The following is a 22,731-nucleotide window of genomic DNA, read 5'->3' as shown; positions in this document are numbered from 1 at the left end:
TCGTTCTCCTATTCCGCGGCCTGAAGCGTGGTCGGGGCCGGGATGAAATCTTCCCGGAAATGCTTCAATGCGCTGAGCACGGGGTAGGGCGTGAAACCCCCGAGTGCGCAGAGCGAGCCGAATTTCATGGTGTTGCAGAGGTCTTCGACGAGCGCGAGGTTTTCGCTCACGCGCTCGCCGCGGATGATCTTTTCGATGGTCTCGACGCCACGGGTCGAGCCGATCCGGCAGGGCGTGCACTTGCCGCAGGATTCGATGGCGCAGAATTCCATGGCGAAGCGCGCTTGGTTGCGCATGTCGACGCTGTCGTCGAACACGACGATGCCGCCATGGCCGACCAGGCCGTCGCGTGCGGCGAAGGCTTCGTAGTCGAACGGGGTGTCGAACAGCGCGCGCGGGAAATAGGCGCCGAGCGGGCCGCCGACCTGCACCGCGCGAACCGGACGGCCGGTGGCGGTGCCGCCGCCGATGTCGTCGACGAGTTCGCCGAGCGTCACGCCGAACGCGGTCTCGAACAGCCCGCCATGGCGGATGTTGCCGGCGAGCTGGATCGGCATCGTGCCGCGCGAGCGGCCCATGCCGAAATCGGCATAGGCCTTGGCGCCCTCGGCGAGGATGAAGGGGATGGCGGCGAATGACAGCACGTTGTTGATGACGGTCGGCTTGCCGAACAGGCCGTGATGCGCTGGCAGCGGCGGCTTGGCGCGGACCAGGCCACGGCGGCCTTCGAGGCTTTCCAGCAGCGAGGTCTCTTCGCCGCAAACGTAAGCGCCGGCGCCGACCCGCACTTCGAGATCGAAGCTGTAGGTGGAGCCGCCGATCTTGTCGCCGAGATAGCCGCCGCGCTTCGCCGCCTTGATGGCCGCGTTCATCGCTTCGACGGCGTGCGGGTATTCGCTGCGGATGTAGATGTAGCCCTTGGTCGCGCCGACGGTGATGCCGGCGGTCGTCATGCCCTCGATCACCAGGAAGGGGTCGCCTTCCATGATCATGCGGTCGGCAAAGGTACCGCTGTCGCCTTCGTCGGCGTTGCAGACGATGAATTTGCGGTCGGCCTTCGCTTGCGCGACGGTCTTCCACTTGATGCCGGTCGGGAAGCCCGCACCGCCGCGGCCGCGCAGGCCGGACGCGGTGACCTCGGCGAGGATCGCATCCGAGTCGAGCGACAGCGCGCGCTCGAGGCCCTTGTAGCCGCCATGCGCGCGGTAGTCGTCGAGCGAGCGCGGATCGATCACGCCGCAGCGGGCGAAGGTGAGGCGGGTCTGGCGCTTCAGCCAGGGGATCTCGTCGGTTGCGCCCAGCCGCAGCAGATGCGGCGTGTTGCTGGCGAGGGCATCGAGCAGGGAGGGCACATCGGCCTCGGTCACCGGGCCGAAGGCGATCCGGCCCTGCGGCGTCGCAACCTCGACCAGCGGCTCCAGCCAGTACATGCCGCGCGAGCCAGTCCTGACGATCTCGACTGCAACGCCGCGCTTGGCCGCATCCTGCTCCAGCGCCAGCGCAACCTCGTCGGCGCCAACCGCAATCGCACCCGCGTCGCGTGAGACGAATAGACGCATGCTCATCGCTGGGCCTCCGCGACCAGTGCATCGAGGCGCTTCTCATCGAGCCGGCCAATGAGGCGGCCGTCGAGCATGGCGGACGGTGCGGTCGCGCACAGCCCGAGGCAGTAGATCGGCTCCAGCGTGACGCGATCATCGGCGGTCGTGTTGCCGAGGGGCACGCCAAGCTTCGCCTCGGCGCGCGCAGCGAGAGCATCGCCGCCCGCAGCCTGACATGCTTCCGCGCGACAAAGCTTCAAGACATGACGTCCGGCCGGCCTGTGGCGGAAATCATGGTAGAAGGTGAACACGCCATGCACCTCGGCGCGCGACAGATTCAGCGCCTGCGCCACCATGGGAATTGCTGCCTCCGGCACGTAGCCGAACGCCTCCTGAAGGGCGTGCAGAATGACCAGCGTCGCGCCCTCTTGCTTCGCATGTTCGGCGATGATCTCGGCGCCGCGCGTCTCGTCCCAAGGCTCGTAAACCGCTGTCATTCTTTGTTCTCAGATTGAGCGTCCCTTGATCGCAAACTATTTGGAATCGTTCGAAGATCAATAAAGCTGTCTCATGCTGCGATTGCGAATTCAGATCGATCTGGAAGCGCAATCGGACGATACGGAAATGCAATTAATCGCGTTCCGCTTGCCGGTTTTTCCGTGTTGGTAATGACCTGCCGTGCTAGCTTGCATGCCACGATGGCATCCGAGGGGACGACCGGTTGATCGACAAGCTTGAACTGCTGCTGGCGCTGGCGAAGGAGCGGCACTTTGGACGCGCGGCAGAAGTCTGCGGCGTGACGCAACCGACGATGTCGACCGGGCTCAAGCAGCTCGAGGAGATTCTCGGCGTGATGCTGGTGCAGCGCGGCTCCCGCTTCCAGGGCTTTACCCCCGAGGGCGAGCGGGCGCTGGATTGGGCGCGGCGGATCGTGGGCGATGCCCGCGCCATGCGTGACGAGATCAACGGGCTGAAGCACCAGCTCTCCGGTGAGATCCGCATCGCGGCGATCCCGACCGTGCTCGGCATGGTCGCCCAGCTGACGACGCCGTTCCGCGCCAAGCATCCCGAGGTGCGCTTCCGCATCCAGTCCACCACCTCATCCGAGGTGCTGGGGTTGCTCGAAAATCTCGAGGTCGATGCGGGGCTGACCTATATCGAGAACGAGCCGATCGGCAAGGTGCGCACCATTCCGCTCTACAACGAGAGCTATCGCCTGCTGACCGCGCCGGATGGAATGTTCGGCGATCGCGAGACGGTGACGTGGAAGGAGGTCGGGCAGGTGCCGCTGTGCCTGCTGACGCCCGACATGCAGAACCGCCGCATCATCGATCGCGCGCTCCGCTCGGTCGGCGCGGAGGCGACGCCGACCCTGACCTCGAACTCGCTGCTCGTGCTGTTCACGCATGTGAAGACGGGGCGCTGGGCGAGCGTGATGCCGGCCAAGCTTGCCGAGACGCTCGGCCTGTCCGATACGGTGCGCTCGATCCCGATCACCGACCCCGATGTCAATTACAGCATCGGCATGGTGATCCCGCAGCGCGATCCGATGACGCCGCTGATTGCGGCGCTGGTCAACGTCGCGCGCGAAGTTGCGCCGTCGCTGCAATTGTAGGGTCTACAGCGTTTTCGAGCGAAGTGGATACCGGTTCGCGTGAAGAAAACGCGTCAAAACAAGAATCCAGAGCTTCGGTTCTGATTCAATCAGAACCGATCATGCTCTAGGCCGCAGCCGACATCCCGGACGCCGCCTTGATCGCATCGCGCGGCAGGGTCACGCGGACGACGGTGCCCACCTCGATCTTCGAGCGCAGCCGCATCGAGCCGCCGTGGAGCTGCGCCAGCGAGCGCGCGATCGCAAGTCCAAGTCCGGAGCCGTGATAGGTCTTGGTGAGCTGGCTTTCGACCTGCTCGAACGGGCGGCCGAGCCGTGCCAGCGAATGCGGCGCGATCCCGATGCCGGTGTCGGCGATCAACAGCACGATCTTGTCGTCGAGCTGCCGGCTGCGCACCACGATGCGTCCGCCGTCGGGCGTGAACTTCACCGCATTGGAGAGCAGGTTGACGATGATCTGCTTGGTCGCGCGGCGGTCGGCAACGACCGAGATCGATTTCTCGATCCCGGCGTCGAGCGTCAGATGCTTGTCTTGTGCGCGGCCGGAGACGACGCGGAGGGACTCCGCGAGCGTCTGTCCGAGGTCGAGCTCTTCCATGTCGAGCTTCATGCGGCCGGCTTCGATCTTGGACATGTCGAGGATGTCGTTGATGACTTCGAGCAGGTAATGGCCGCTGGTCAGGATGTCCTGGCAGTATTCCTGGTACTTCTCCGAGCCGAGCTCGCCGAACATGCCCGAGCCCATGATCTCGGAGAAGCCGATGATGGCGTTGAGCGGCGTGCGCAGCTCGTGGCTCATATTGGCGAGGAATTTCGACTTGGTCTGGTTGGCTTCCTCGGCGCGGGTCTTCTCGCGCTGGTACTTCTCGGCGAGGTCGGCGAGCTCGTTGGTCTGGCGCTCCAGCGCCGCCTGGGAGCGCTTCAGGTCGATGACGGTGGCGCGCAGGCGCAGATCGTTGTCGACCAGCTTCTGCTCGTGCTCCTTGATGCGGGTGATGTCGGTGCCGACCGAGACGTAGCCGCCGTCCTTGGTGCGGCGCTCGCTGATGTGCAGCCAGCTGCCGTCGTCGAGCTGCGCCTCGAAGGTGCGCGCGCCCGGACCCTGGCTGGCCGTCTCGTTGTGACGGGTGCGCACTTCCGGCATGCGGCCGACTTCGAGCACGGTCTCGTAGGAGGTGCCGGGGATGACGGCGCTGTCGGGCAGCTTGTGCAGGCGCTGGAAGTGCGAGTTGCAGAGCACGAGGCGGTCGCTCGCGTCCCACAGCACGAACGCCTCCGGAATGGTCTCGATGGCGTCGCGCAGGCGCAGATCGGCTTCGACTGTGCGTTCGGCGAGGCTCTTCTGCTCGGTGATGTCGACGGCGATTCCGATCAAGTGCACGCTGGAGTCGGTCGCCCCGTGCGTCTTCTCGCAGCGGACGCGGAGCCAGATCCAGTGACCGTCGACGTGCTGCATGCGGAAGGTCTGGTCGATATGGTCGATCTTCCCGGAGATGAGCTGGTCGGCGATCTCGAACAGGTCGATGTCGTCGGACTTCACCAGCGCGTTGACCTCGCCGAAGGTGAGGAGCTCGTGACGACCGTCGAGGCCGAGCATCGAAAACATCGACTGCGACCAGAAGATCCGGCCGCGCGACAAATCCCAGTCCCACAGGCCGCAGCGGCCGCGGTTGAGCGCGGTGTCGATGCGGCCGCGCACGGCGTCGTTGATGAGGTCGCCCTCGCGGGCGCGGGTGGACTGCCAGTGGAAGGCGAAGCCGAGGATCAGGACCACAAAGCCGGTGGTCGCCGACAGCGTCACCGAGAGCGCGGCGTCCGAGCCCCAGATCGGCTCGTTGCGCTCCTGGATCACGGTGACGAGGCCCGGCAGCGACTTGATCTGCCGCGAGGTCACCATCGCGGCGTTGCCGTTCGGCAGCGTCATGTCGGAGACGTTGTTGTCGCGCGGCGGCGCCGCGACCAGTTGCGCCGTGGTGATCGCATCGAGCAGGCGGTCGTTGCCCGAGGGGGCACGGTCGATCGGAATACGGGCGAGGATGCGGCGGTCGACGCCGGCCGAGGTGACGACGACGTGGCGGCCGGAGGCCGTGCCCCAGGACGGGATGAGATCGGGCAGCAGCGTCGGCAGGTTCTCGATGTTCTTGAGCCGCTCCTGCCGCGACGAGGTCAGACGATCGATCCGCTCGGCGAGCAGGTCGGCCAGCGCCGAGATGTCGTGGCGGAGCACCTGACGCTTCTGGCGCGTCTGATCGACGACCTGCACGAACGCGCCGAGACAGATCGTGACCAGGAACGCGATGATCAGCGTCGGCACGGCGCGGCGCAGCGCCGGCTCCGCGATCAGGAGCCGATGATAGGCAGGTTTCGCGATCGATTGCGCCAATCCCTTGATCGAATCGGATTGGACGCGCACGTTCGCGGCGTCTGCACGCGACATGCCTTCTGCCCCCTGGAAAACCTGCTTGCAACTTGAGTTCGGAAGCAGCCCCACATCGCTTCCGAATCATGACCGATTTGAATCCAGTTTTCGCAGGCTGTCGAGAGTCAACGAATCGTTAACGCGAATTTATTCTTATCCAACGCGCAGTTTGCGCATTTTGCGTCCGCAAACTTACGTGCGTGGCGAGTCCGAAACGAGAACGTGTGACTCCCCGCACATTTCGCGTCACGCCCGCGGCGGCTCGGCGTGGCTGATCACGCGCTTCACGCTCGGGAACGCGCGGCGGAGCGCGCGCTCGATCGCGTCGACATGCTCGTGGACCTTGATCACGCTCATCGAGGGCGTGGCGCGGCAGTGGAAATTGACGATCTCGCCGGCGTCGGTGTTGCGGACACGCACATTGTGGATGTCGTAGATCTCGCCGCCGGCGGCATATTCCGTCAGGGCGGAGGCGATGGCCCGCACCCGTTCCGGCACGGCGTCGACCCCGAACGGCAGTTCCGGTTCCAATGGCTCGATATGGACGTCGACCTCGACGTCCGCGCCGAACTCCTCCTGGATGCTGCGCTCCAGCGTGTTGGCGATGTCATGGGCGGCGTCGAGCTGCATCCCGGCGTCGACCTCGAGGTCGATGCCGACGATCAGCTTGGCGCCGAGGTCGTGCACCGTGACGTGGTGGATGGCGAGGCCGGAATTGTGGGCGATGACCATGATCCGGTCGCGCACGGTCTCGTTGTCGCGCGCGACGGGGACGGCGGTGAAGGTAAGGTCGGCGTCGCCGAATGCCTTGTCGACCGCCGCCTGCGCCTTGCGCTTGATCTCCTCGACGCGGTCGATCGGATAGGTCCGCGGCACCTTCGCGATGGTGTCGATGAACATGGTCGCCCCCACCATGCGCAGCCGCAGCCGCTCGACGTCGATCACGCCGGGCACGCCAAGGATCGCGGCCGTGGCCTTCTCCTGCGCGCCCTCGGGGGCGCGATCGACCAGCGTCTGCACGGTCGAGCCGGCCATGCGCAGGCCGAGCAGGGCGATCATCACGGCGACGGCGGCGGCGGCCGCGGCGTCGCCCCACCAGAAGCCGAGGGCGGCGAGGATCAGGCCGATGATCACGGCGAACGAGCCGAGTACGTCGGAGGCGAAATGCAGCGCGTCCGCCGCGAGCGCCTGGCTGCGCGTCTCCCGCGCAGCACGATGCAGCGCGCGGGCACGCCACAGGTTCACGACGATGTCGATCACCAGCACCACGAACGGTACGGCCGAGATGGTCGGCGGCGGAGTTCCCTCGCGCAGGCGGCTGTAGGATTCGACCAGGATGCCCCCGGCCAGCACGTAGAGCAGGGCGGTGACACCGAGCGCGGAGATGCTCTCCAGCTTGCCGTGGCCGTAATGGTGCTCTTCGTCGGCCGGCTTGTCGGACACCCGCACCACCGCCCAGGTGATGATGGTCGCGACCAGGTCGATCGAGGAATGCAGGGCCTCGGAAATCAGCGCCAGCGAGCCGATCGCGATCCCGACCGCGAACTTGGCCGCTGCCATGCCGCCGCTGGCGAAGATCGAGATTGCGGCGACCGAGGTCTTGTTGTGGTGTGCGCTCATGGCCGGGGATTTAGCAGCCTAGGGCTGAACATCAAGCGACGATCCACAACTGTAGTCGCGAGTGAGTTGCAGAAGCGAAGCTATTGCGAATGCTTCTGAATTGAATGCGGGCCATTGCTCCTGGCTCCGTCATGCCCGGGCTTGTCCCGGGCATCCACGTTCTTCGTACCACGCGGCAAAGACGTGGATGGCCGGGTCAAGCCCGGCCATGACGAGTGGAGAGAGTGGTGCGCAGTCACTCTTCTCCCGCTGCCGCTACAGCGTCACGACGATCTTCCCCAGATGCTTGTTCGCCTCCATGTGCTCGAACGCCTTGTCGATGTCGGCGAAGGCGTAGACCTTGTCGATCGGCAGCTGCAGCTTGCGTGACTCGACCGCGCCCCAGATGTCCTTGCGGACCTCGTCGAAGATCTCGCGGACCTCCTCGATGGTGCGGGTGCGGAAGGTGACGCCGACATAGTCGATCCGGCGTGCGGCATGCAGGTCGAAGTTGAAATCGGCATGGGTGCCGCCGAGCCGGCCGACATTGACGATGCGGCCCTTGACCTTGGTGGCTGCGAGGTTCTGGCTCGCGACCTTGCCCGAGACCTGGTCGACGATGAGGTCGACGCCTTCGCCGTTCGTCGCCTTCAGCACCTCGTCCACCCATTTGGGGTCGGAGGAGTCGACGGCGAGGTCGGCGCCATACTCCCTAAGCCGGCCGCGGCGATAGGCATCGGTCGACGAGCCGATCACGAGCTTGGCGCCCTTGAGCTTGGCGATCTGCATCGCCATCAGGCCGACGCCGGAGCTCGCCCCCTGGATCAGCACGGCTTGCCCGGGCTGAACGCCGCCGACGGTGACGACGGCATTGTGCATGGTCGCGAGCGCGACGGGCAGGGTGGCGGCTTCCTCGAAGTTCATGTTCGAGGGCGCGCGGAACAGCCGGCCGTGATCGGCCAGGGTGTATTCGGCGAACGCCGCGCCGCCCGAGCCCATGATGCGGTCGCCGACCTTCACGCCCTTGGCATCCGGTCCGAGCTCGACGACCTCGCCGGCCCATTCCATGCCGAGCACGGTGCCGGCACCGCCGGCGGCGCCATGGGCGTGGCCCTTGCGCATGCCGGTGTCGGCGCGGTTCAGCCCGCAGGCGCGGACGCGGACCAGCACCTGCGTGCCCTTAGGCTTTGGTTGAGTGACGTCGGAAATCTGAGCGCCGTCAGGGCCGTAGACATAAGCCTTCATGAATTACTCTCGCTTCTTGCAGTGATTATTCAGCGGCTTGTGCGCTCGGATGAGCGATCATGCCTTCGAGCCGGCTGCGAATGATGGCTTCGGCCTCGCGCACGATGCGGGAGACCAGCTCGGCGCAGCTCGGGATGTCCTGGATCAGGCCCTGCACCTGGCCCGCCGACCAGATGCCTTCGTCCGAATTGCCGGTCGCATAGACCATCTTACCACGGGCGCCCGCAACCAGCTCGCGGATGTCCTCGAACTTGGCGCCTTCCTTCTCCATCGCGACGACCTTGGTCGAGATCTCGTTTTTGGCGACGCGCGAGGTGTTGCGCATGGTGCGGAAGATCAGCTCGGTCTCGCGCTCGTCATTGGCGACGATCTTCTCCTTGATGAGCTGGTGGATCGGGCTTTCCTTGGTCGCCATGAAGCGGGTGCCCATGTTGATGCCCTCGGCGCCGAGCGCCAAGGCGGCGACGAGGCCGCGGGCATCGGCAAAGCCGCCCGAGGCGATCATCGGGATCTTGATCTTGTTGGCGGCGGCCGGGATCAGGATCAGGCCGGGGGTGTCGTCCTCGCCGGGGTGGCCGGCACATTCGAACCCGTCGATCGAGATGGCATCGACGCCCATGCGCTCAGCCGAGAGCGCGTGGCGGACGCTGGTGCATTTGTGCACGACCTTGACGCCATGCCTCCTGAACTCGTCGACATGCTCCTGCGGCTTGTTGCCGGCGGTCTCGACCACGGTGATGCCGGCCTCGATGATGGCGGCGCGGTATTCGGCGTAGGGCGGCGGCTTGATCGCGGGCAGGATGGTGAGGTTGACGCCAAAGGGCTTGTCGGTGAGGTCGCGGCAACGCGCGATCTCCTTGGTCAGGTCTTCCGGCGTCGGCTGGGTCAGCGCCGTGATGAAGCCGAGCGCGCCGGCGTTCGCGACCGCGGCGACCAGCTCGGCGCGTCCGACCCATTGCATGCCGCCCTGGACGATCGGGTGCTCGACGCCGACGAGCTTTGTGAACCGTGTCTGCAGCATGATCTGTTTCCCCCGCCTGCGCGGGCCGCAGGCACTGTTATCGGTTGATGGCGTCAGGATGCCGCCGGGGGTGGCAAAAGTCTATTGCGCGGGCGTGCGGGGGATCATGCGGGAGACGAGGGTGATTCCGCGGGGCGGACAATTGAGGGCGCCATTGCCTCCACACAGTCATTGCGAGCACAGCGAAGCAATCCAGACTCGTCTCCGCGGAGGGACTCTGGATTGCTTCGCTGCGCTCGCAATGACGGCTTGGCTGATGGCGCGATCTTGTAGCCCGGATGGAGCGAAGCGCAATCCGGGATTCGTGCAGCATGTGACAGCGGTCCCGGATTTCGCTTCGCTCCATCCGGGCTACGGGGCGCGCGGCTACTCCGCCGACAGCCGCACCATCTGGCGGCCGCCGTTCATTTCCTTGAGGCTGTTGACGAAGTTTTCCGGGCGCTGCCAGCGGTAGGGGACCTGCAGGCCCATGAACTCGGCGATGTCGCCGATGAAGCCGGTGCAGTTGGTGGTCTCGGCGTTCCAGACCGGCGAGCTTGCCTGCAATTTCTTGATGTAGGCGAACACGCGCTTGGCGTCGGCTTCGCTCAGATAGACGCGGTAGTTCGCGGTCAGATAGTCCGGATCGAGATCGCCGTAGCTCGCGCCGGTTTCGGCTGGCACCCAGGTGAGGTGACCGAGCACATAAGCCCAGGTGTCGCCGGCGGGCGTGAGGCCCGCAACTTCGACGGCGCGCTCGCTGGTCTTGCCGTACCAGACGAACGCATGGCCCCAGCTCGCCGCCGTCCGCGCGCGGAAGTCGACGTAGTAGGGACCTTTCTCCGCGCGCGCGACGGGGCGCCGCGTCGATTGCGGCGCCGGTCGTGATGCGGTGTCGGTCGTAACAAGCGCATTGGCATCGGCAACGCGCTTGTTCGCTTCGTGGGCCGAGGCCGAGGGGGTCGTGCAGGCGAGCATCGCCGCGAGGGCGAATCCCGCGAGAATGCAGGATCCCGATCGATCAGATGTGTTCGTCACGCTGTGCCCCTCGACTACCGGCCGCTTACGCAGATGTCTTGCGCGTATTTCTGTTGCGCGTCAGTAGCGCGCAGCGACCGGGCCGGGCGCCTTGCCGATCGGGGCCTTTCCAATCGGGCTCTTGCCAATCGGCATCTTGCCGATCTGCGCCTGCTCCGCAGGATAGACGGGAACGGGCTGGCGACGCGGCAGATCCGCAGCGTTCGCAGCCGTCACCAGAGCAAGCGTCGCACCCAGCGCAATTACAATCTTCTTCACAGTGATACCCCTAGAAGGTTTAGTCCAAACACGGCAGTGCCGTGCCCCCAGACACGCTTCACAAAAGGACGTCGGAATGCGTCCAAGTTGCGGCGCGCGCGGGACAAGTTGGCGGCATTGATCGGGTGCGCGGAGATGTGATGTGTCTGGATGTTTCGGCGCGGCGCGATTGAGGCTCGTAGGATGGGTAGAGCAGCGAAACCCATCGGCCGGTTACGCGAGGACAGATGATGGGTGTCGCTTCGCTCGACCCTTCCCATGCAGCTAATCAGCCGATTCGGTTCAGGCTGTTCCTGATCGTCGAGAAGATGCCGCCGATGTCCTTGCGCAAGGCATCGAGCGCGTTGAAATTGTCGAAGATGCGGGCGAGGCGGTCTTCGACCTCGCGTTTGCTCCTGGCGAGGGCATCGACGCGCGAGGCGAGGGTGACGTCCCCGCTCGCCTCGATCTCGCCGACGGTTTTCGCAAGAAGATCGCGGGTCGTGCCGACCTCCGCGATCAGAGCCTCGATGCCGAACACTGGCGCCTTCAGCGGGACGAGGTCGGCCTGCGACTTCGACAGCTCCGTCTTGAAGGCGTTCAGCGTCGCCAGCGTCTCCTGCAACGCGCCGAGGCGCAGGCGCGACCGGAGGACGAAATCATTCAGCGCATTCTGGCGGTCGACGAGGGTCTTGCCGTCGGGGTCGGTTTCGACGTCGGCGAGCGAGCGTTCGAGCTGGGCCTGGCGCTGGCCGAGCTCCTCGAAATCGAGCCGGATCGCTTTCAGGATGTTGAAGCTGTCGTCGATGCGGGCGAGGCGCTGCGCGATCTCGATCTTGTTCTTCGAGAGCGTCTCGACGCGAGTGTCGAGCGGCGCCTCGCCGCCGGTCTCGAGCTCGTCGATGCTCTTGGCCAGCCGGTCATGGCTGAGGCCGAGTTCGCCGATCAGGGCATTGATGCCGGCGTCCGACGAGCGCAGCGGGAGCAGCTCGGCATGGGATTTCGCCAGATCTTCCTTGTACTGGTTGAGGGTCACGAACGTGTCCTGGACCGCGTTCACCCGTGACAGCAGCGCCGATACGTCGCGCGCAACATCTTTCAGGCGGTCGGCGAGGTTGTTCTTGCGGTCGTCGGTCTCGAGGTCGAGCAGGGAGCGTTCGAGCTGGTTCTGGCGGTCGCGGATCTCGGTGAAAACAGGCTCGACCGCGCGCCGCTGGTCGGCGACCTTGCCAACCATTTCTCGCACCCCCTGCTGGCGCCGGCGGATCTCGGCGAGCTGGTCGTGCATGTCGGTGGATTCGTTGCGGCCCTGCTGGAGCAGGGCGCGCTGCTCAGTCTCGCCCAGCTTGTCATGGAGGGCGGAGACGGCCTCGCGGGGATCGCTTTCGATCAGGTGCTGGACGGTGGCGTCGAGGTGGTTTTGCAGGGCGTGGGCGACGACGACATCCTCGCGGGTCTTCTTGAGGCGGTCGCGCAGGGTATTGAGGCGGCGATCCTGACGCGAGAGCCGCCAGGCGGGGGCGCCGATCAGCGCCAGCCCAAGCGTCACGATCGCGCCGGTTGCGATACGCTGCGGCATAGGCAGGTCCGCAAACAGGGCAGGCAAGTGCGCGACGTCATAACCAAACGCCTGTTGGGCGAGGATCGCGATGGCGGCTAGCAGGACAAACCAGGCAACCACGAAAAACAGCCACATCGTGACTTCCCCACCCGGGACACATTCTCGCCATAGTTGCTATTGGAGAGCGGAACCGAGATCAAGGGGCGGGCGGGGTTGCCAGATGTTTCCGGTCGCGCGATCCACTGCTGGTTGCGTCAGTCGATTGGCGGAGAGCGGGGTGCCAGGTTTTCCCGGGGAGCGGGGCAAGGCCTGTAAGCCCGGATGGAGCAAAGCGCAATCCGGGGTCTGCGCGCGCAGAAACGCCCGTCCCGGATCAGGCTTCGCTCCATCCGGGCTACGGCACTGCGTGGGCCCCTTTCGGGGAGGCTAGCAGCAGGCGTCGGCGCGAGCCGGCGAGCCTCGGGCTATCATTTCCCGAGGAAGTTCGTGCGCATCTTGTCGGCGAACCAGACCACGAAGATCGCAGCGAACGAGAGAGCGAAGTACAGAGCCGCCCAGAGAAGTGCATTACTGGCATTCGACATGACATCCTCCCTTGCATCAGAAATCGATCTGTTGCCGGGAAGGATAGCGGCAGCCGCGACCTCCGATTTGCGCAGGATCAATTTTTGCCGGGCTGCGGCGCAAATGGCCGGCGAGCCTTCATTCCGGGCCCACGATGGATTTGCGGGCTGGGAATGACGCAGCGAGTTACAGCCGAAACTCGTTGGTCAGCTCGCCGATGCCCTCGATCGCAACGGAGACCGTATTCACCGGCTCCTTCATCACGCCGACGCCGACCGAGGTGCCGACGGCGATGAGGTCGCCGGGAAGCAGGGTCATGTCGTGGGAGATTTTGCTGACCAGCTCCTGCGCGGTGAAGATCATGTCCGAGATCGGATAGTTCTGCCGCTCCGCCCCGTTGAGGATGGTGCGCACGGTGAGCTTGGCCGGATCGAGGCCGGTTGCGATGACGGGGCCGAACGGGCCGTAATCATCGATGCCCTTGGCGCGGGCCCATTGCGGGAAAGTGGGATCGCTGGTCAGGATGTCGTTGGCGGTGATGTCGTTGACGCAGGTGTAGCCGAAGATGAAGCTATCCGCTTCTGCCGGCGAGACCCGGGCGCAGGTCCTGCCGATGACGATGCCGAGCTCGCCCTCATAGGTGGTCTTGCCGTCGTAGTAAGAGGGGCGGCGGATCACGGCGCCCGGCGTCGTGATCGTGGTGGTCGCCTTCAGCAGATAGAGCGGCTCCGGCGGCTCGGGCTGGTTCAGCTTGGCGGCGAGCGCGTGGAAATTATTCCAGAGCGCGACGATCTTGCTGGGCGCGCAGGGCGCGAGCAGCTCGACCTCCGACAGCGCCAGCGTCTTGCCGGTGGCTGCATGGCGGCCGAACATCTCGCCCTCGAGCACGCTGATGCCTGATGGCGTCAGGGTGCCGAAGCCGGTCGCACCGGCATGGCGGAAGCGCAGCCATTGTTTCATCTCGCCCGCCATCACGCCACCGCCAGTGCACGGGGATCGGCAGGCGCGGAGACGCCGTCATAGAGGCCGGCGATGCGGGCACGCTGGGTCACCATCGCCAGCACCGAGTCAAGCGCGGGCGTGGCGATGCCGGTGAGGCGGCCCATCTCCTGCACCACGGTGACGAGCGGGTCGATCTCCATCGGACGGCCGCGCTCGAGATCCTGGAGCATCGAGGTCTTGTGTGCGCCGACCTTGCGGGCGCCCTCGATGCGGCGCTCGACGTCAACGCGGAATTTGACGCCAAACGTCTCGGCGATGCCTTGCGTCTCCACCATGATCGCGCGCGACAACGCACGCGTGGAGGGATCGGTGCAGATCACGTCGAGCGTTGCATGGGTCAGTGCGCTGATCGGGTTGAAGCAGACATTGCCCCAGAGTTTCAGCCAGATCTCATCGCGGATGCGGTCGAGCACCGGCGCTTTCAGTCCGGCGGCGACGAAGAGATCGGCGAGGCGCTGCACGTCCGGGGTGATTTCGCCGGAGGGCTCGCCGAGCGGAAAATTGTTGCCGTAGACGTGGCGGATCACGCCGGGCGCTTCGATCTCGGTGGCGGGATAGACGATGCAGCCGATGGCGCGCTCGGCGCCGATCTCGCGCCACTGCCGTCCGCCGGGGTCGATGCTTTCAAGCGTCGAATTCTCGTATTGGCCGCCGTGCTTGTAGAAGTACCAATAGGGGATGCCGTTGACGGCGGTGACGATGCGGGTGTGCGGCCCGAGCAGCGGCTGCATCTTCTCGATCACGCCGGTGATCGAATGCGCCTTCAGCGTGATGATGATGTAGTCCTGCACGCCGAGCTCGGCGGGATCGTCGGTGCAGCGCGGATGCACGGTGTGCTTCTCCTCGCCCGCGAGCAGGGTCAGCCCGCGCTCACGCATCGCGGCAAGGTGGGCGCCGCGCGCGATCAGGCTGACGTCGGCGCCAGCGCGTGCGAGCTGAACCCCGAGATATCCGCCGATCGCGCCGGCGCCGTAGATGCAGATCTTCATGAAATCCTCGCGGGTGTCCGGAATTTTGGGACGAAAGATCCGGTCCGGCTTGGAGAGGTCCGAGCCGGGGCCGGTAGTCGCAGGGGAAGTGTGACGCTTTAAGCGGCTGCTTGCGGCGCGCCGTTGAGCGCTTCGTCAACGGCAGCTGCGATGTCGCGCATGCTGATGACGGAGACGAGGCTGTAATCGTCGATGACAGGCAGGTGACGGATGTGATTGCGGTTCATCAGATGCCGGACGTGCTCGATCGTGTCTGAGGAGCTGCAGGACACCAGCTGCTGCACCGACACGAGCTGCGAGACCTTGACGTTGATGGCGTTGGCACCATGCTCGGCGACGGCGCGCACCACGTCGCGCTCGGTGAACATGCCGACCGCGGTGTTGCCTTCGGAGCGGACCACGTCCTTGACCACCAGCGCGCTGATATTGTTGGCGCGCATCAGCTTGGCGGCGATACCCACCGTTTCGTTCATTCGCACCGTGACAACGCGCGGTGTCTTCTTGCGCAGAATGTCTCCGACCAGCATTGCAACCTCCCTAGGTGAATGACAGGGGAAATGTGGTATACATAATGCCAATCGTCAAGCATTCGATTTGGCTGATCCGAAAATTCTTGCGGCAGCAATACTGACGTTTGTCATCATGCCAAAAAGAAAAGGGGCGCATCACTGCGCCCCTTTCGACCGATTGAAAGGCGTGTGGTCGCTACGCTGTCTCGGTCTTGGCATTGCCGGTCTTGGCGGTGCCGGTCGCGGCGTTGGCGCTCTCGGCTTCCTTGCCGAGGATGAAGGAGCGGCGCAACGGCTTGATCACGAACAGCGCCGTCAGCGCCGCCGTCGCGTTCAGCGCCACTGCGACCACGAACACGGCCTTCCAGCCGTACGTTGCCGAGATCACGCTTGCGAGCGGGACGAGCAGGGATGCCGTGCCTTTCGCAGTGTAGAGCATGCCGTTGTTGGTGGTTGCGTATTTCGAGCCGAAGGTGTCGCCGCAGGTGGCGGGGAACAGCGAATAGATCTCGCCGAACACGCCGAAGTACACCGCGGTCGCGAGCACGAACACGATCGGGATGTTTCCATAGGCCGACAGCGTCAGCAGCATCACCGCCGCGGTGCCGAACGCGATGAACATGGTGTGCTCGCGGCCGATCGTGTCGGAGACCCAGCCGAAGAAGGGACGTCCGAAACCGTCGAAGATGCGGTCAAGCGAGATCGCGAACGTCAATGCCGCCATCTGGAAGCCCGCGAGCGTCACCGGCGTGTCGGCGATCTTGTAGTCGTGCGCGATGGGGCCGATCTGCGCCGCGGTCATCAGGCCGCCGGAGGCGACCATGACGAAGACGAGATACATCACCCAGAAAATAGGGGTGCGCAGCACCTGCGGCGGGGTGAAGTCGATCTTGGTCTGCGGCAGATTGAGCTGCTTCTTCTTCGGCGGGATCGAGATCCGCGGCGGCTGGATGAAGAAGGCGAGCACGAACACGATCACGCCCTGGCCGATGCCGAAGGTGAGGAACGCGTGCTGGTAGCCGCTCGTTGCGATCATGGTCGCGATCGGCACGATCGTGAGCGCGGCGCCCGCGCCGAAGCCGGCGGCGGTCGCACCGGCGGCGAGGCCGCGGCGATCGGGGAACCATTTCAGCGCGTTGCCGACGCAGGTGCCGTACACCGCGCCGGCGCCCATGCCGCCGACGACCGCGGCGGCGTAAAGCAGGGCGAGCGAGTCAGCGTAGGAGTTGAGCACCCAGGACAGCGCGATCATGACGCCGCCGAACATGATGACGAGGCGCGGACCGTATTTGTCGACGAACCAGGCCTCGATCGGCACCAGCCAGGTCTCGGTGACGACGAAGATGGTGAAAGCGAGCTGGATCGCGGCGCGTCCCCAATGGTGCGCCGCATCGATCGGATCGACGAACAGCGTCCAGCCGTATTGTAAATTCGCGATCATCGCCATGCAGACGATGCCCATGGCAAGCTGGAACCAACGGAAACCTGTGCGAAGAGGCGCGGCTGTGACGGCGCCGTCCGTGCTGGAAATCATCAATAACCTCCCAACGCGCCTGATTGAATGCGACCTGGAATTGCAAGATGACCCAGTGTCGCAAATATTGTGGCTTATCGTCGCAAGCGCGGCGGGGACATTGGTATACCATATTCCAGAAGGCAAGCCCAATCTTGTGACGCAGCGCAAGAAAAGTGCACGGTTCCCTTCAGGTCAGCGGGTGCCAAGGCGGGTTCTGTAAAAACGAAAACGCCCGGCCGTGAGGCCGGGCGTCGTGCTTGGTTTAGATGTGGTGGCGCGCGTCAGGCGGCGGCGGTCGATTTCGCGACCACGACCTTGCGCCAGGGCTTGAGCACCATGATCGCCAGCAGCGAAGCCAGGATGTTGGCGCCGGCCGCGATGATGAACACGCTATCCCACGTGCCCGACGATTGCTGCATGTAGTTGGCGATCGGGACAAGCAGCGCGGCCGTGCCCTTTGCGGTGTAGAGCAGGCCCGCATTGGTGGTCGCGAACTTGGCGCCGAACGTGTCGGTGCAGGTCGAGGGGAACAGCGAGTAGATCTCACCCCAGGCGAAGAACACGAAGCCCGACAGCAACACGAACCAGAGCGGGTCGTGTCCCCAGAGGTAGAGCATCCAGATGCCGAACCCTTCCATGCCGAAGGCGATGAACATCGTGTTCTCGCGGCCGATCATGTCGGAGATCCAGCCGAAGAACGGACGCGTCAGGCCGTTGAGCACGCGGTCAATCGTGGCTGCGAACGTCACCGCGGTCATCGTCACCGCCATCAGCGTCACCGGAACGCTGTCGACCTTCCAGTCGACTGCGATCGGCTTCAGGTTCGCCGTCACCATCAGGCCGCCGGCGCCGACGATCACGAACATGAAGTACATCAGCCAGAAGATCGGCTGGCGCAGCACTTCGGTCGGCTGATAGTTGCGGCGGGTCTGTTGCAACGCAGCGTTCTGCACAACGGGAGGCACCTGTCCGGCCTTCGGCGCGTAGAGGAAGAAGGCGAGGATGCAGATGATGATGCCCTGGCCGAGCCCGAAATACAGGAAGGTGGTCTGGAATCCGCTGTCCTTGATCATGGCCTGAATCGGCGCAACCGTGAGCGCGGAGCCCGCGCCGAAACCGGCCGCCGTGATGCCGGCAGCAAGACCGCGCTTGTCGGGAAACCATTTCAGCGCATTGCCGACGCAGGTGCCGTAGACGCCGCCCGCGCCGATGCCCGCGATGATCATGCCGAGATAGAAGCCGTTGAGCGTGGTGGCTTGCGCGTTGATCGCCCAACCGATGGCGCAGAGCACGCCGCCGACGAGCACGACGATGCGCGGGCCGTATTTGTCGACGAACCATCCTTCGACCGGCACCAGCCAGGTCTCGAACAGCACGAAGAGCGTAAAGGCCCATTGGATCGAGGCGCGATCCCAGCCGAACTTCTTCTGGATGTCGGGGACGAAGAACGTCCAGCCGTATTGATAGTTGGCGATCATCACCATTGCGGCGACGCCCACCGCCAACTGCGTCCAGCGATAGGCATCACTGACGCGCGCGGCACTAGGGGCCACTGTTGACTGCACCATGTCCGTCATTAAAAAAACCCTCCCGAAGGCGCCGATCATTTTTATGCGTGCGCTGTCCCGCATCTTGGTATTCATTATGCCAAGATTCAACCGACGGACTGGAGGGTGCGGCGAAATATCGCGGGATCAGTCCACATGCACTTCGGTCGGCAAATTGTAAAGCCCCCATGCGGCCGCGCGACAGCGTTAGCAGCGATCGTGCCTACTCAATTCATTGATTTCGCGAGAATTCTTGCTTGCCGCGTGAAGCCGCAAACAGGCTGTGGGAAGCCGATTCAGCACCGACTTCCAACTTGCACACGTCGATGCGCGCAGTCCTCTCGCATGGATGCGCGGCCGTCAGATGACTGACGATTCCTGGAATTCTTTATTCCAGAAGTCCGGGGTGCGGCGGATTTGACGCGACTCTCGCGGCAGTCTGACGCAGGCCGAGCGGGTCACGCCATCGATGTGCGCAGCCGGCTGTAGCCTTCCTGGATCGCGGACCAGAACAGGGCGACGAGACCAAGCGCCATGATCGTGCTGACGAGGCCGTTGGAGAAGAACACGCCGAGCGAGCCCTGCGATCCCAGCAGCGACTGGCGGAAGGCTTCCTCCGCCTTGTCGCCGAGCACGATGGCGAGCACCAGCGGCGCGAGCGGGTAGTTGCACTTCTTCAGGAGATAGCCGAGCACGCCGAACACCAGCATCAGCATGACGTCGAAGGTGCTGTTGTGCACCGAATAGGCGCCGATCGCGCAGAGCACCAGGATGAGCGGCGCGATGATGCCGACCGGCACGCGGAGGATCGCGGCAAAGAGCGGCACGCAGGTGAGCACGACGATCAGGCCGGCGAGATTGCCGAGATACATCGAGGCGATCAGGCCCCAGACGAATTCCTTCTGCTCGACGAACAGCATCGGGCCGGGCTGGAGCCCCCAGATCAACAGTCCGCCGAGCAGCACGGCAGCCGTCGGCGAGCCGGGCACGCCGAGCGACAGCATCGGCAGCAGCGCTGCGGTGCCCGCGGCATGCGCCGCCGTCTCCGGCGCGATCACGCCCTCGATCTCGCCCTTGCCGAAATTGTTGCCGCGTCGCGCCAGCCGCTTGGCGATGCCGTAGCTCATGAAGGAGGCCGGCGTGGCTCCAGCGGGCGTGACGCCCATCCAGCACCCGATCAGGCAGGAGCGCAGCGAGGTCATCCAGTAGGCGGGCAGCTCCCGCCAGGTCTGAAGCACGACGCGCAGGTTGATGCTGGCGTTGCCGCCGCGGAACGCCAGCCCTTCCTCCATGGTCAGCAGGATCTCGCCGATCCCGAACAGGCCGATCACGGCGATCAGGAAGTCGAACCCGTTGAGCATCTCGGTGATCCCGAAGGTCAGCCGCAATTGTCCCGTGATCGAATCGAGGCCGACCGCCGCGAGCGCAAAGCCCATCATCATCGCCGCGATGGTCTTGAACGGCGGCTCCTTGCTGAGGCCGACGAAGCTGCAGAAGGCGAGGAAGTAGACCGCGAACTTCTCCGCCGGACCAAATCGCAGCGCGAACCCCGCGACCAGCGGCGCGACCAGCGTGATCATGATGACGGCGAACAATGCGCCGACGAAGGAGGAGGTGAAGGCGGCCGTCAGCGCTTCGCCGGGCTTGCCCTGCTGCGCCATCGGATAGCCGTCGAAGGTGGTCGCCACCGACCATGGCTCGCCGGGGATGTTGAACAGGATCGAGGTGATGGCACCGCCGAACAACGCGCCCCAATAGATGCAGGACAGCATGATGATTGCCGATGTCGGCGGCATGCTGAAGGTGAGGGGAAGCAGGATCGCCACGCCGTTGGCGCCCCCCAACCCCGGCAGCACGCCGATGATGACCCCGAGCGTGATGCCGATGATCATCAGCATGATGTTGTAGGGCTGTAGCGCGACCGCGAAGCCGTGAAACAGATTGGCCAACTCTTCCATATCAAGACGTCCTGCAACAGCAATTGATTGAATGCGCAGCTCTCACAGACCGAGCCATTCCTCGAGCGGCCCCTTGGGAAGCGGGACCAGGAACCAGCGCTCGAAAACCAGATAGGTCACCACAGGCATGCCGATCGCCACGGCTGCGACCGTCAGCCAGCGATAGCCGCCGAGCCAGCGCATGAACCAGGCGATGAAGACCATCGAGGCCACGTAGAGGCCGATGAAGGGCATCGAGCCGACATAGATCGCGGTCGGCACCACGACGCTCATGACCTGGCGAAGCTGTCCCCATTCCGCGAACAGCCGGCCGTCGTCGTCGCGCTGCGCGCTCCAGAGGTTGATGGCGCTTGCGCCGACGATGGCAGCGCCGACATAGAAGGGGAAGAAACCGGCACGCGGGCCCTCCGCGCCCCAGTTGATGCCGGCCTTCAGGCTGCCGAAGATCACGACCAGGCCGAAGGCGCCGATCAACAGCGCCATGCCGATTTCCAGCGTCTTGTGTGCCGGGCCAGATTCGGATCCGGATCGTTCAGTCATGGGACCTCCAGGCGGAAACGCAGTCTTTCGCGGTGGCGGCAGGCGTGAGGACGACCAGCGCCCTCAGCCGTCATCAATGCCGCGCGTCAATTGCCCGATGCGAGGAAGCCGGCTTCCTTCATCAAGCCCTCGTGACGCTTCTCCTCCGCCTCGATCCACTTGGCGTAGTCGGCTCCAGCCAGGAAGGTCGTGTTGAAGGCACCGCTCTTCATGAAATCCTGCCATTCCGGCGTGGCGCGGACCTTCTTGAACAGCTCGACATAGTATTCGATCTGATCCTTCGTGGCCTTGGGCGACATGAAGATGCCGCGCAGCATGAGATATTCCATCGCGAGGCCCTGCGACTTGCAGGTTGGAATATCCTTCCAGGCCTTGCCCTCGGCGATCGGTTCATCATAGGCCATCGGCTGGGCGTCGAAGACACAGAGCGGACGGAGCTTGCCGCCACGCCATTGCGCGACCGCCTCGATCGGATTGTTGACGGTTGAATCGACGTGATTGCCGACGAGCTGAACGGCGACTTCGCCGCCGCCCTTGTAGGGGATGTAGGTGAACTTGGCGTCGATCACCTTCTCGATGCCGACCGTGATGATCTGGTCTTCCTGCTTCGAGCCGGTGCCGCCCATCTTGAATGTGCCGCTCGGCGCCTTCTTGGTGGCGTCGACGTAGTCCTTGACGCTGGTGTACGGCTTCTCGGCGTTCACCCAGAGCACGAACTCGTCGAGCGCCAGCATCGCGACCGGGGTCAAATCCTTCCAGTTGAACGGAATCCCCGTCGCCAGCGGTGTCGTGAACAGGTTCGACAGCGTGATGATGATCTTGTGGGGGTTGTTCGTCGACGTCTTCACGTCGAGGAAGCCTTCGCCGCCCGCGCCGCCGGCCTTGTTGATGACGACCAGCGGCTGCTTCATCAGGTTGTGTTTGGTAACGATGCCCTGGATGGTGCGTGCCATCTGATCGGCGCCGCCTCCGGTGCCCGCGGGCACGATGAACTCGACCGGACGAACCGGCTCCCAGGCCGCAAGGCTTGCGGTGCTGTTGACGCACGACATTGCAATCGCCGCGAAAGCGACATTCAGAACGAATGGCTTCATTTTGTTTCTCTCCCTGTCGAACCCTAAACGCGGCCGCTCTTTGCCGGCTCGCGTCAGCCCATCCCGCTTCACATGCTTGGGGTCATCCTTTGCGGTCGATCTCCCATTGCAGCCTCACCAACTAGAAGTTTATGAGCGGGGACAAGGCGCGGCATCCGCTCCTTTGGGCTAAGGCTCCCGCTAAGGATCACGGCAAATGTGCCCTCGGCGGTTCCCGTCCTGCGTTATGCATCCCCGTCTTGCACCTTTGATCGTGCAATCGTTTTTGGTTGCCGGATGGTATGCGAGATGCCAGCAGGCAAACAATTGGATCAGCCAGCTACCTCGGCGGACCAATCGTCGCAGTTGTCTTCGCGGCTCGAAGCGAGACCCAAAAGAAAATGGCCCCGATGAGGGGCCATTGATCAAACGTAGCGTCTGCGGGATTGCCGACCGCGCGCCGTTTCGGCTGCGCTGCGAAGGCTGTCTTACAGGCCGAAGCGGGGCAGGTCGCCGTTGTGATTCGAAATCTCGGCGCTCGCCATCAGGAAGCGGTCGACCGCGGCCAGGAAGCGGGTGAACAGCGAGGCGGAGGGGGCGAGCGCGACGGAAGCGGTTTTGGACATCGGAATTCTCTTTCTCAAGACAGTCAGTATTGCTGTCTCATTTCGAAGGGCAATCTATGTATACCAGATGCCACTGTCTATGTATGCCATTGCATAGCAGCATGCGCTATCCCGCATTGCAGCATAATGATGCGTAAAAGGGGCCGTCCCGG

20 protein-coding genes are annotated in these 22,731 nt (G+C 64.3%); 2 read left to right on the top strand and 18 right to left on the bottom strand.

Annotated features, from left to right (window positions below):
* Positions 1-8: 8 nt before the first annotated feature.
* Positions 9-1,565 carry an NADH-quinone oxidoreductase subunit NuoF gene (locus QJT78_RS01510; RefSeq protein WP_028151501.1) on the bottom strand — a complete coding sequence of 519 codons (1,557 nt, stop codon included), beginning with the start codon at positions 1,563-1,565 and terminating at the stop codon, positions 9-11.
* Positions 1,562-2,038, bottom strand: coding sequence for a formate dehydrogenase subunit gamma (locus QJT78_RS01505; protein WP_038941935.1), 477 nt, complete (start codon positions 2,036-2,038; stop codon positions 1,562-1,564). The genes QJT78_RS01510 and QJT78_RS01505 overlap by 4 nt, the downstream gene beginning before the upstream one ends.
* A gap of 224 nt (positions 2,039-2,262) precedes the next feature.
* Here QJT78_RS01505 and QJT78_RS01500 point away from each other — a divergent pair, with 224 nt between their 5' ends.
* Complete coding sequence (locus QJT78_RS01500) at positions 2,263-3,156, top strand: LysR family transcriptional regulator (RefSeq protein ID WP_014496684.1); 894 nt, start codon at positions 2,263-2,265, stop codon at positions 3,154-3,156.
* A gap of 106 nt (positions 3,157-3,262) precedes the next feature.
* Here QJT78_RS01500 and QJT78_RS01495 read toward each other — a convergent pair whose 3' ends face one another.
* The 11 genes from QJT78_RS01495 to oxlT (QJT78_RS01445) form a co-directional block, all read right to left on the bottom strand.
* The gene (locus QJT78_RS01495; protein ID WP_028151500.1) at positions 3,263-5,593 is read right to left on the bottom strand and encodes a PAS domain-containing sensor histidine kinase; all 2,331 of its coding nucleotides are present in this window, start codon (positions 5,591-5,593) and stop codon (positions 3,263-3,265) included.
* 228 nt (positions 5,594-5,821) lie between these two features.
* A complete protein-coding gene (locus tag QJT78_RS01490) occupies positions 5,822-7,195 on the bottom strand; it encodes a cation-efflux pump (RefSeq protein ID WP_028151499.1) in 1,374 nt (457 codons plus the stop codon).
* Between the two features lie 255 nt (positions 7,196-7,450).
* Positions 7,451-8,419, bottom strand: a complete 969-nt coding sequence (locus QJT78_RS01485; RefSeq protein WP_028151498.1) for a zinc-binding dehydrogenase — start codon at positions 8,417-8,419, stop codon at positions 7,451-7,453.
* A gap of 25 nt (positions 8,420-8,444) precedes the next feature.
* Positions 8,445-9,440, bottom strand: coding sequence for a nitronate monooxygenase family protein (locus QJT78_RS01480; protein WP_028151497.1), 996 nt, complete (start codon positions 9,438-9,440; stop codon positions 8,445-8,447).
* Positions 9,441-9,806: 366 nt separating this feature from the next.
* On the bottom strand, positions 9,807-10,457 hold the full coding sequence (locus QJT78_RS01475) for a hypothetical protein (RefSeq protein ID WP_028151496.1): 651 nt from the start codon (positions 10,455-10,457) through the stop codon (positions 9,807-9,809).
* 60 nt (positions 10,458-10,517) lie between these two features.
* Entirely contained in the window at positions 10,518-10,721 is a 204-nt protein-coding gene (locus tag QJT78_RS01470; RefSeq protein ID WP_049807392.1) for a hypothetical protein, read from the bottom strand.
* A 262-nt stretch (positions 10,722-10,983) separates the two neighbouring features.
* Entirely contained in the window at positions 10,984-12,390 is a 1,407-nt protein-coding gene (locus tag QJT78_RS01465) for a hypothetical protein (protein WP_028151494.1), read from the bottom strand.
* 615 nt (positions 12,391-13,005) lie between these two features.
* Positions 13,006-13,779 carry a fumarylacetoacetate hydrolase family protein gene (locus QJT78_RS01460; protein WP_038941934.1) on the bottom strand — a complete coding sequence of 258 codons (774 nt, stop codon included), beginning with the start codon at positions 13,777-13,779 and terminating at the stop codon, positions 13,006-13,008.
* An 11-nt stretch (positions 13,780-13,790) separates the two neighbouring features.
* On the bottom strand, positions 13,791-14,810 hold the full coding sequence (locus QJT78_RS01455) for a 2-dehydropantoate 2-reductase (protein WP_028151492.1): 1,020 nt from the start codon (positions 14,808-14,810) through the stop codon (positions 13,791-13,793).
* Between the two features lie 98 nt (positions 14,811-14,908).
* The gene (locus tag QJT78_RS01450) at positions 14,909-15,337 is read right to left on the bottom strand and encodes a CBS domain-containing protein (RefSeq protein WP_028151491.1); all 429 of its coding nucleotides are present in this window, start codon (positions 15,335-15,337) and stop codon (positions 14,909-14,911) included.
* 178 nt (positions 15,338-15,515) lie between these two features.
* Positions 15,516-16,853, bottom strand: a complete 1,338-nt coding sequence (gene oxlT / locus QJT78_RS01445; protein WP_038941932.1) for an oxalate/formate MFS antiporter — start codon at positions 16,851-16,853, stop codon at positions 15,516-15,518.
* Between oxlT (QJT78_RS01445) and QJT78_RS01440 the strand changes: the two genes are divergently transcribed.
* A complete protein-coding gene (locus QJT78_RS01440; RefSeq protein WP_157790421.1) occupies positions 16,840-17,055 on the top strand; it encodes a hypothetical protein in 216 nt (71 codons plus the stop codon). The genes oxlT (QJT78_RS01445) and QJT78_RS01440 overlap by 14 nt on opposite strands.
* 61 nt (positions 17,056-17,116) lie before the next feature.
* Here the strand turns inward: QJT78_RS01440 and oxlT (QJT78_RS01435) are convergent, their stop codons facing one another.
* The 5 genes from oxlT (QJT78_RS01435) to QJT78_RS01415 form a co-directional block, all read right to left on the bottom strand.
* Entirely contained in the window at positions 17,117-18,412 is a 1,296-nt protein-coding gene (gene oxlT / locus QJT78_RS01435; RefSeq protein ID WP_028151489.1) for an oxalate/formate MFS antiporter, read from the bottom strand.
* A gap of 428 nt (positions 18,413-18,840) precedes the next feature.
* Positions 18,841-20,340, bottom strand: coding sequence for a tripartite tricarboxylate transporter permease (locus tag QJT78_RS01430; protein ID WP_028151488.1), 1,500 nt, complete (start codon positions 20,338-20,340; stop codon positions 18,841-18,843).
* A gap of 42 nt (positions 20,341-20,382) precedes the next feature.
* Positions 20,383-20,880, bottom strand: a complete 498-nt coding sequence (locus QJT78_RS01425) for a tripartite tricarboxylate transporter TctB family protein (protein WP_028151487.1) — start codon at positions 20,878-20,880, stop codon at positions 20,383-20,385.
* 86 nt (positions 20,881-20,966) lie between these two features.
* Entirely contained in the window at positions 20,967-21,974 is a 1,008-nt protein-coding gene (locus QJT78_RS01420) for a tripartite tricarboxylate transporter substrate-binding protein (RefSeq protein WP_028151486.1), read from the bottom strand.
* A 467-nt stretch (positions 21,975-22,441) separates the two neighbouring features.
* Positions 22,442-22,579, bottom strand: coding sequence for a hypothetical protein (locus QJT78_RS01415; protein ID WP_166098301.1), 138 nt, complete (start codon positions 22,577-22,579; stop codon positions 22,442-22,444).
* Between the last annotated feature and the right edge of the window lie 152 nt (positions 22,580-22,731).

The organism is Bradyrhizobium sp. Mp27, from assembly GCF_029953005.1.
GTDB lineage: Bacteria > Pseudomonadota > Alphaproteobacteria > Rhizobiales > Xanthobacteraceae > Bradyrhizobium > Bradyrhizobium barranii.
This window is presented reverse-complemented; position numbering and strand designations above follow the sequence as displayed.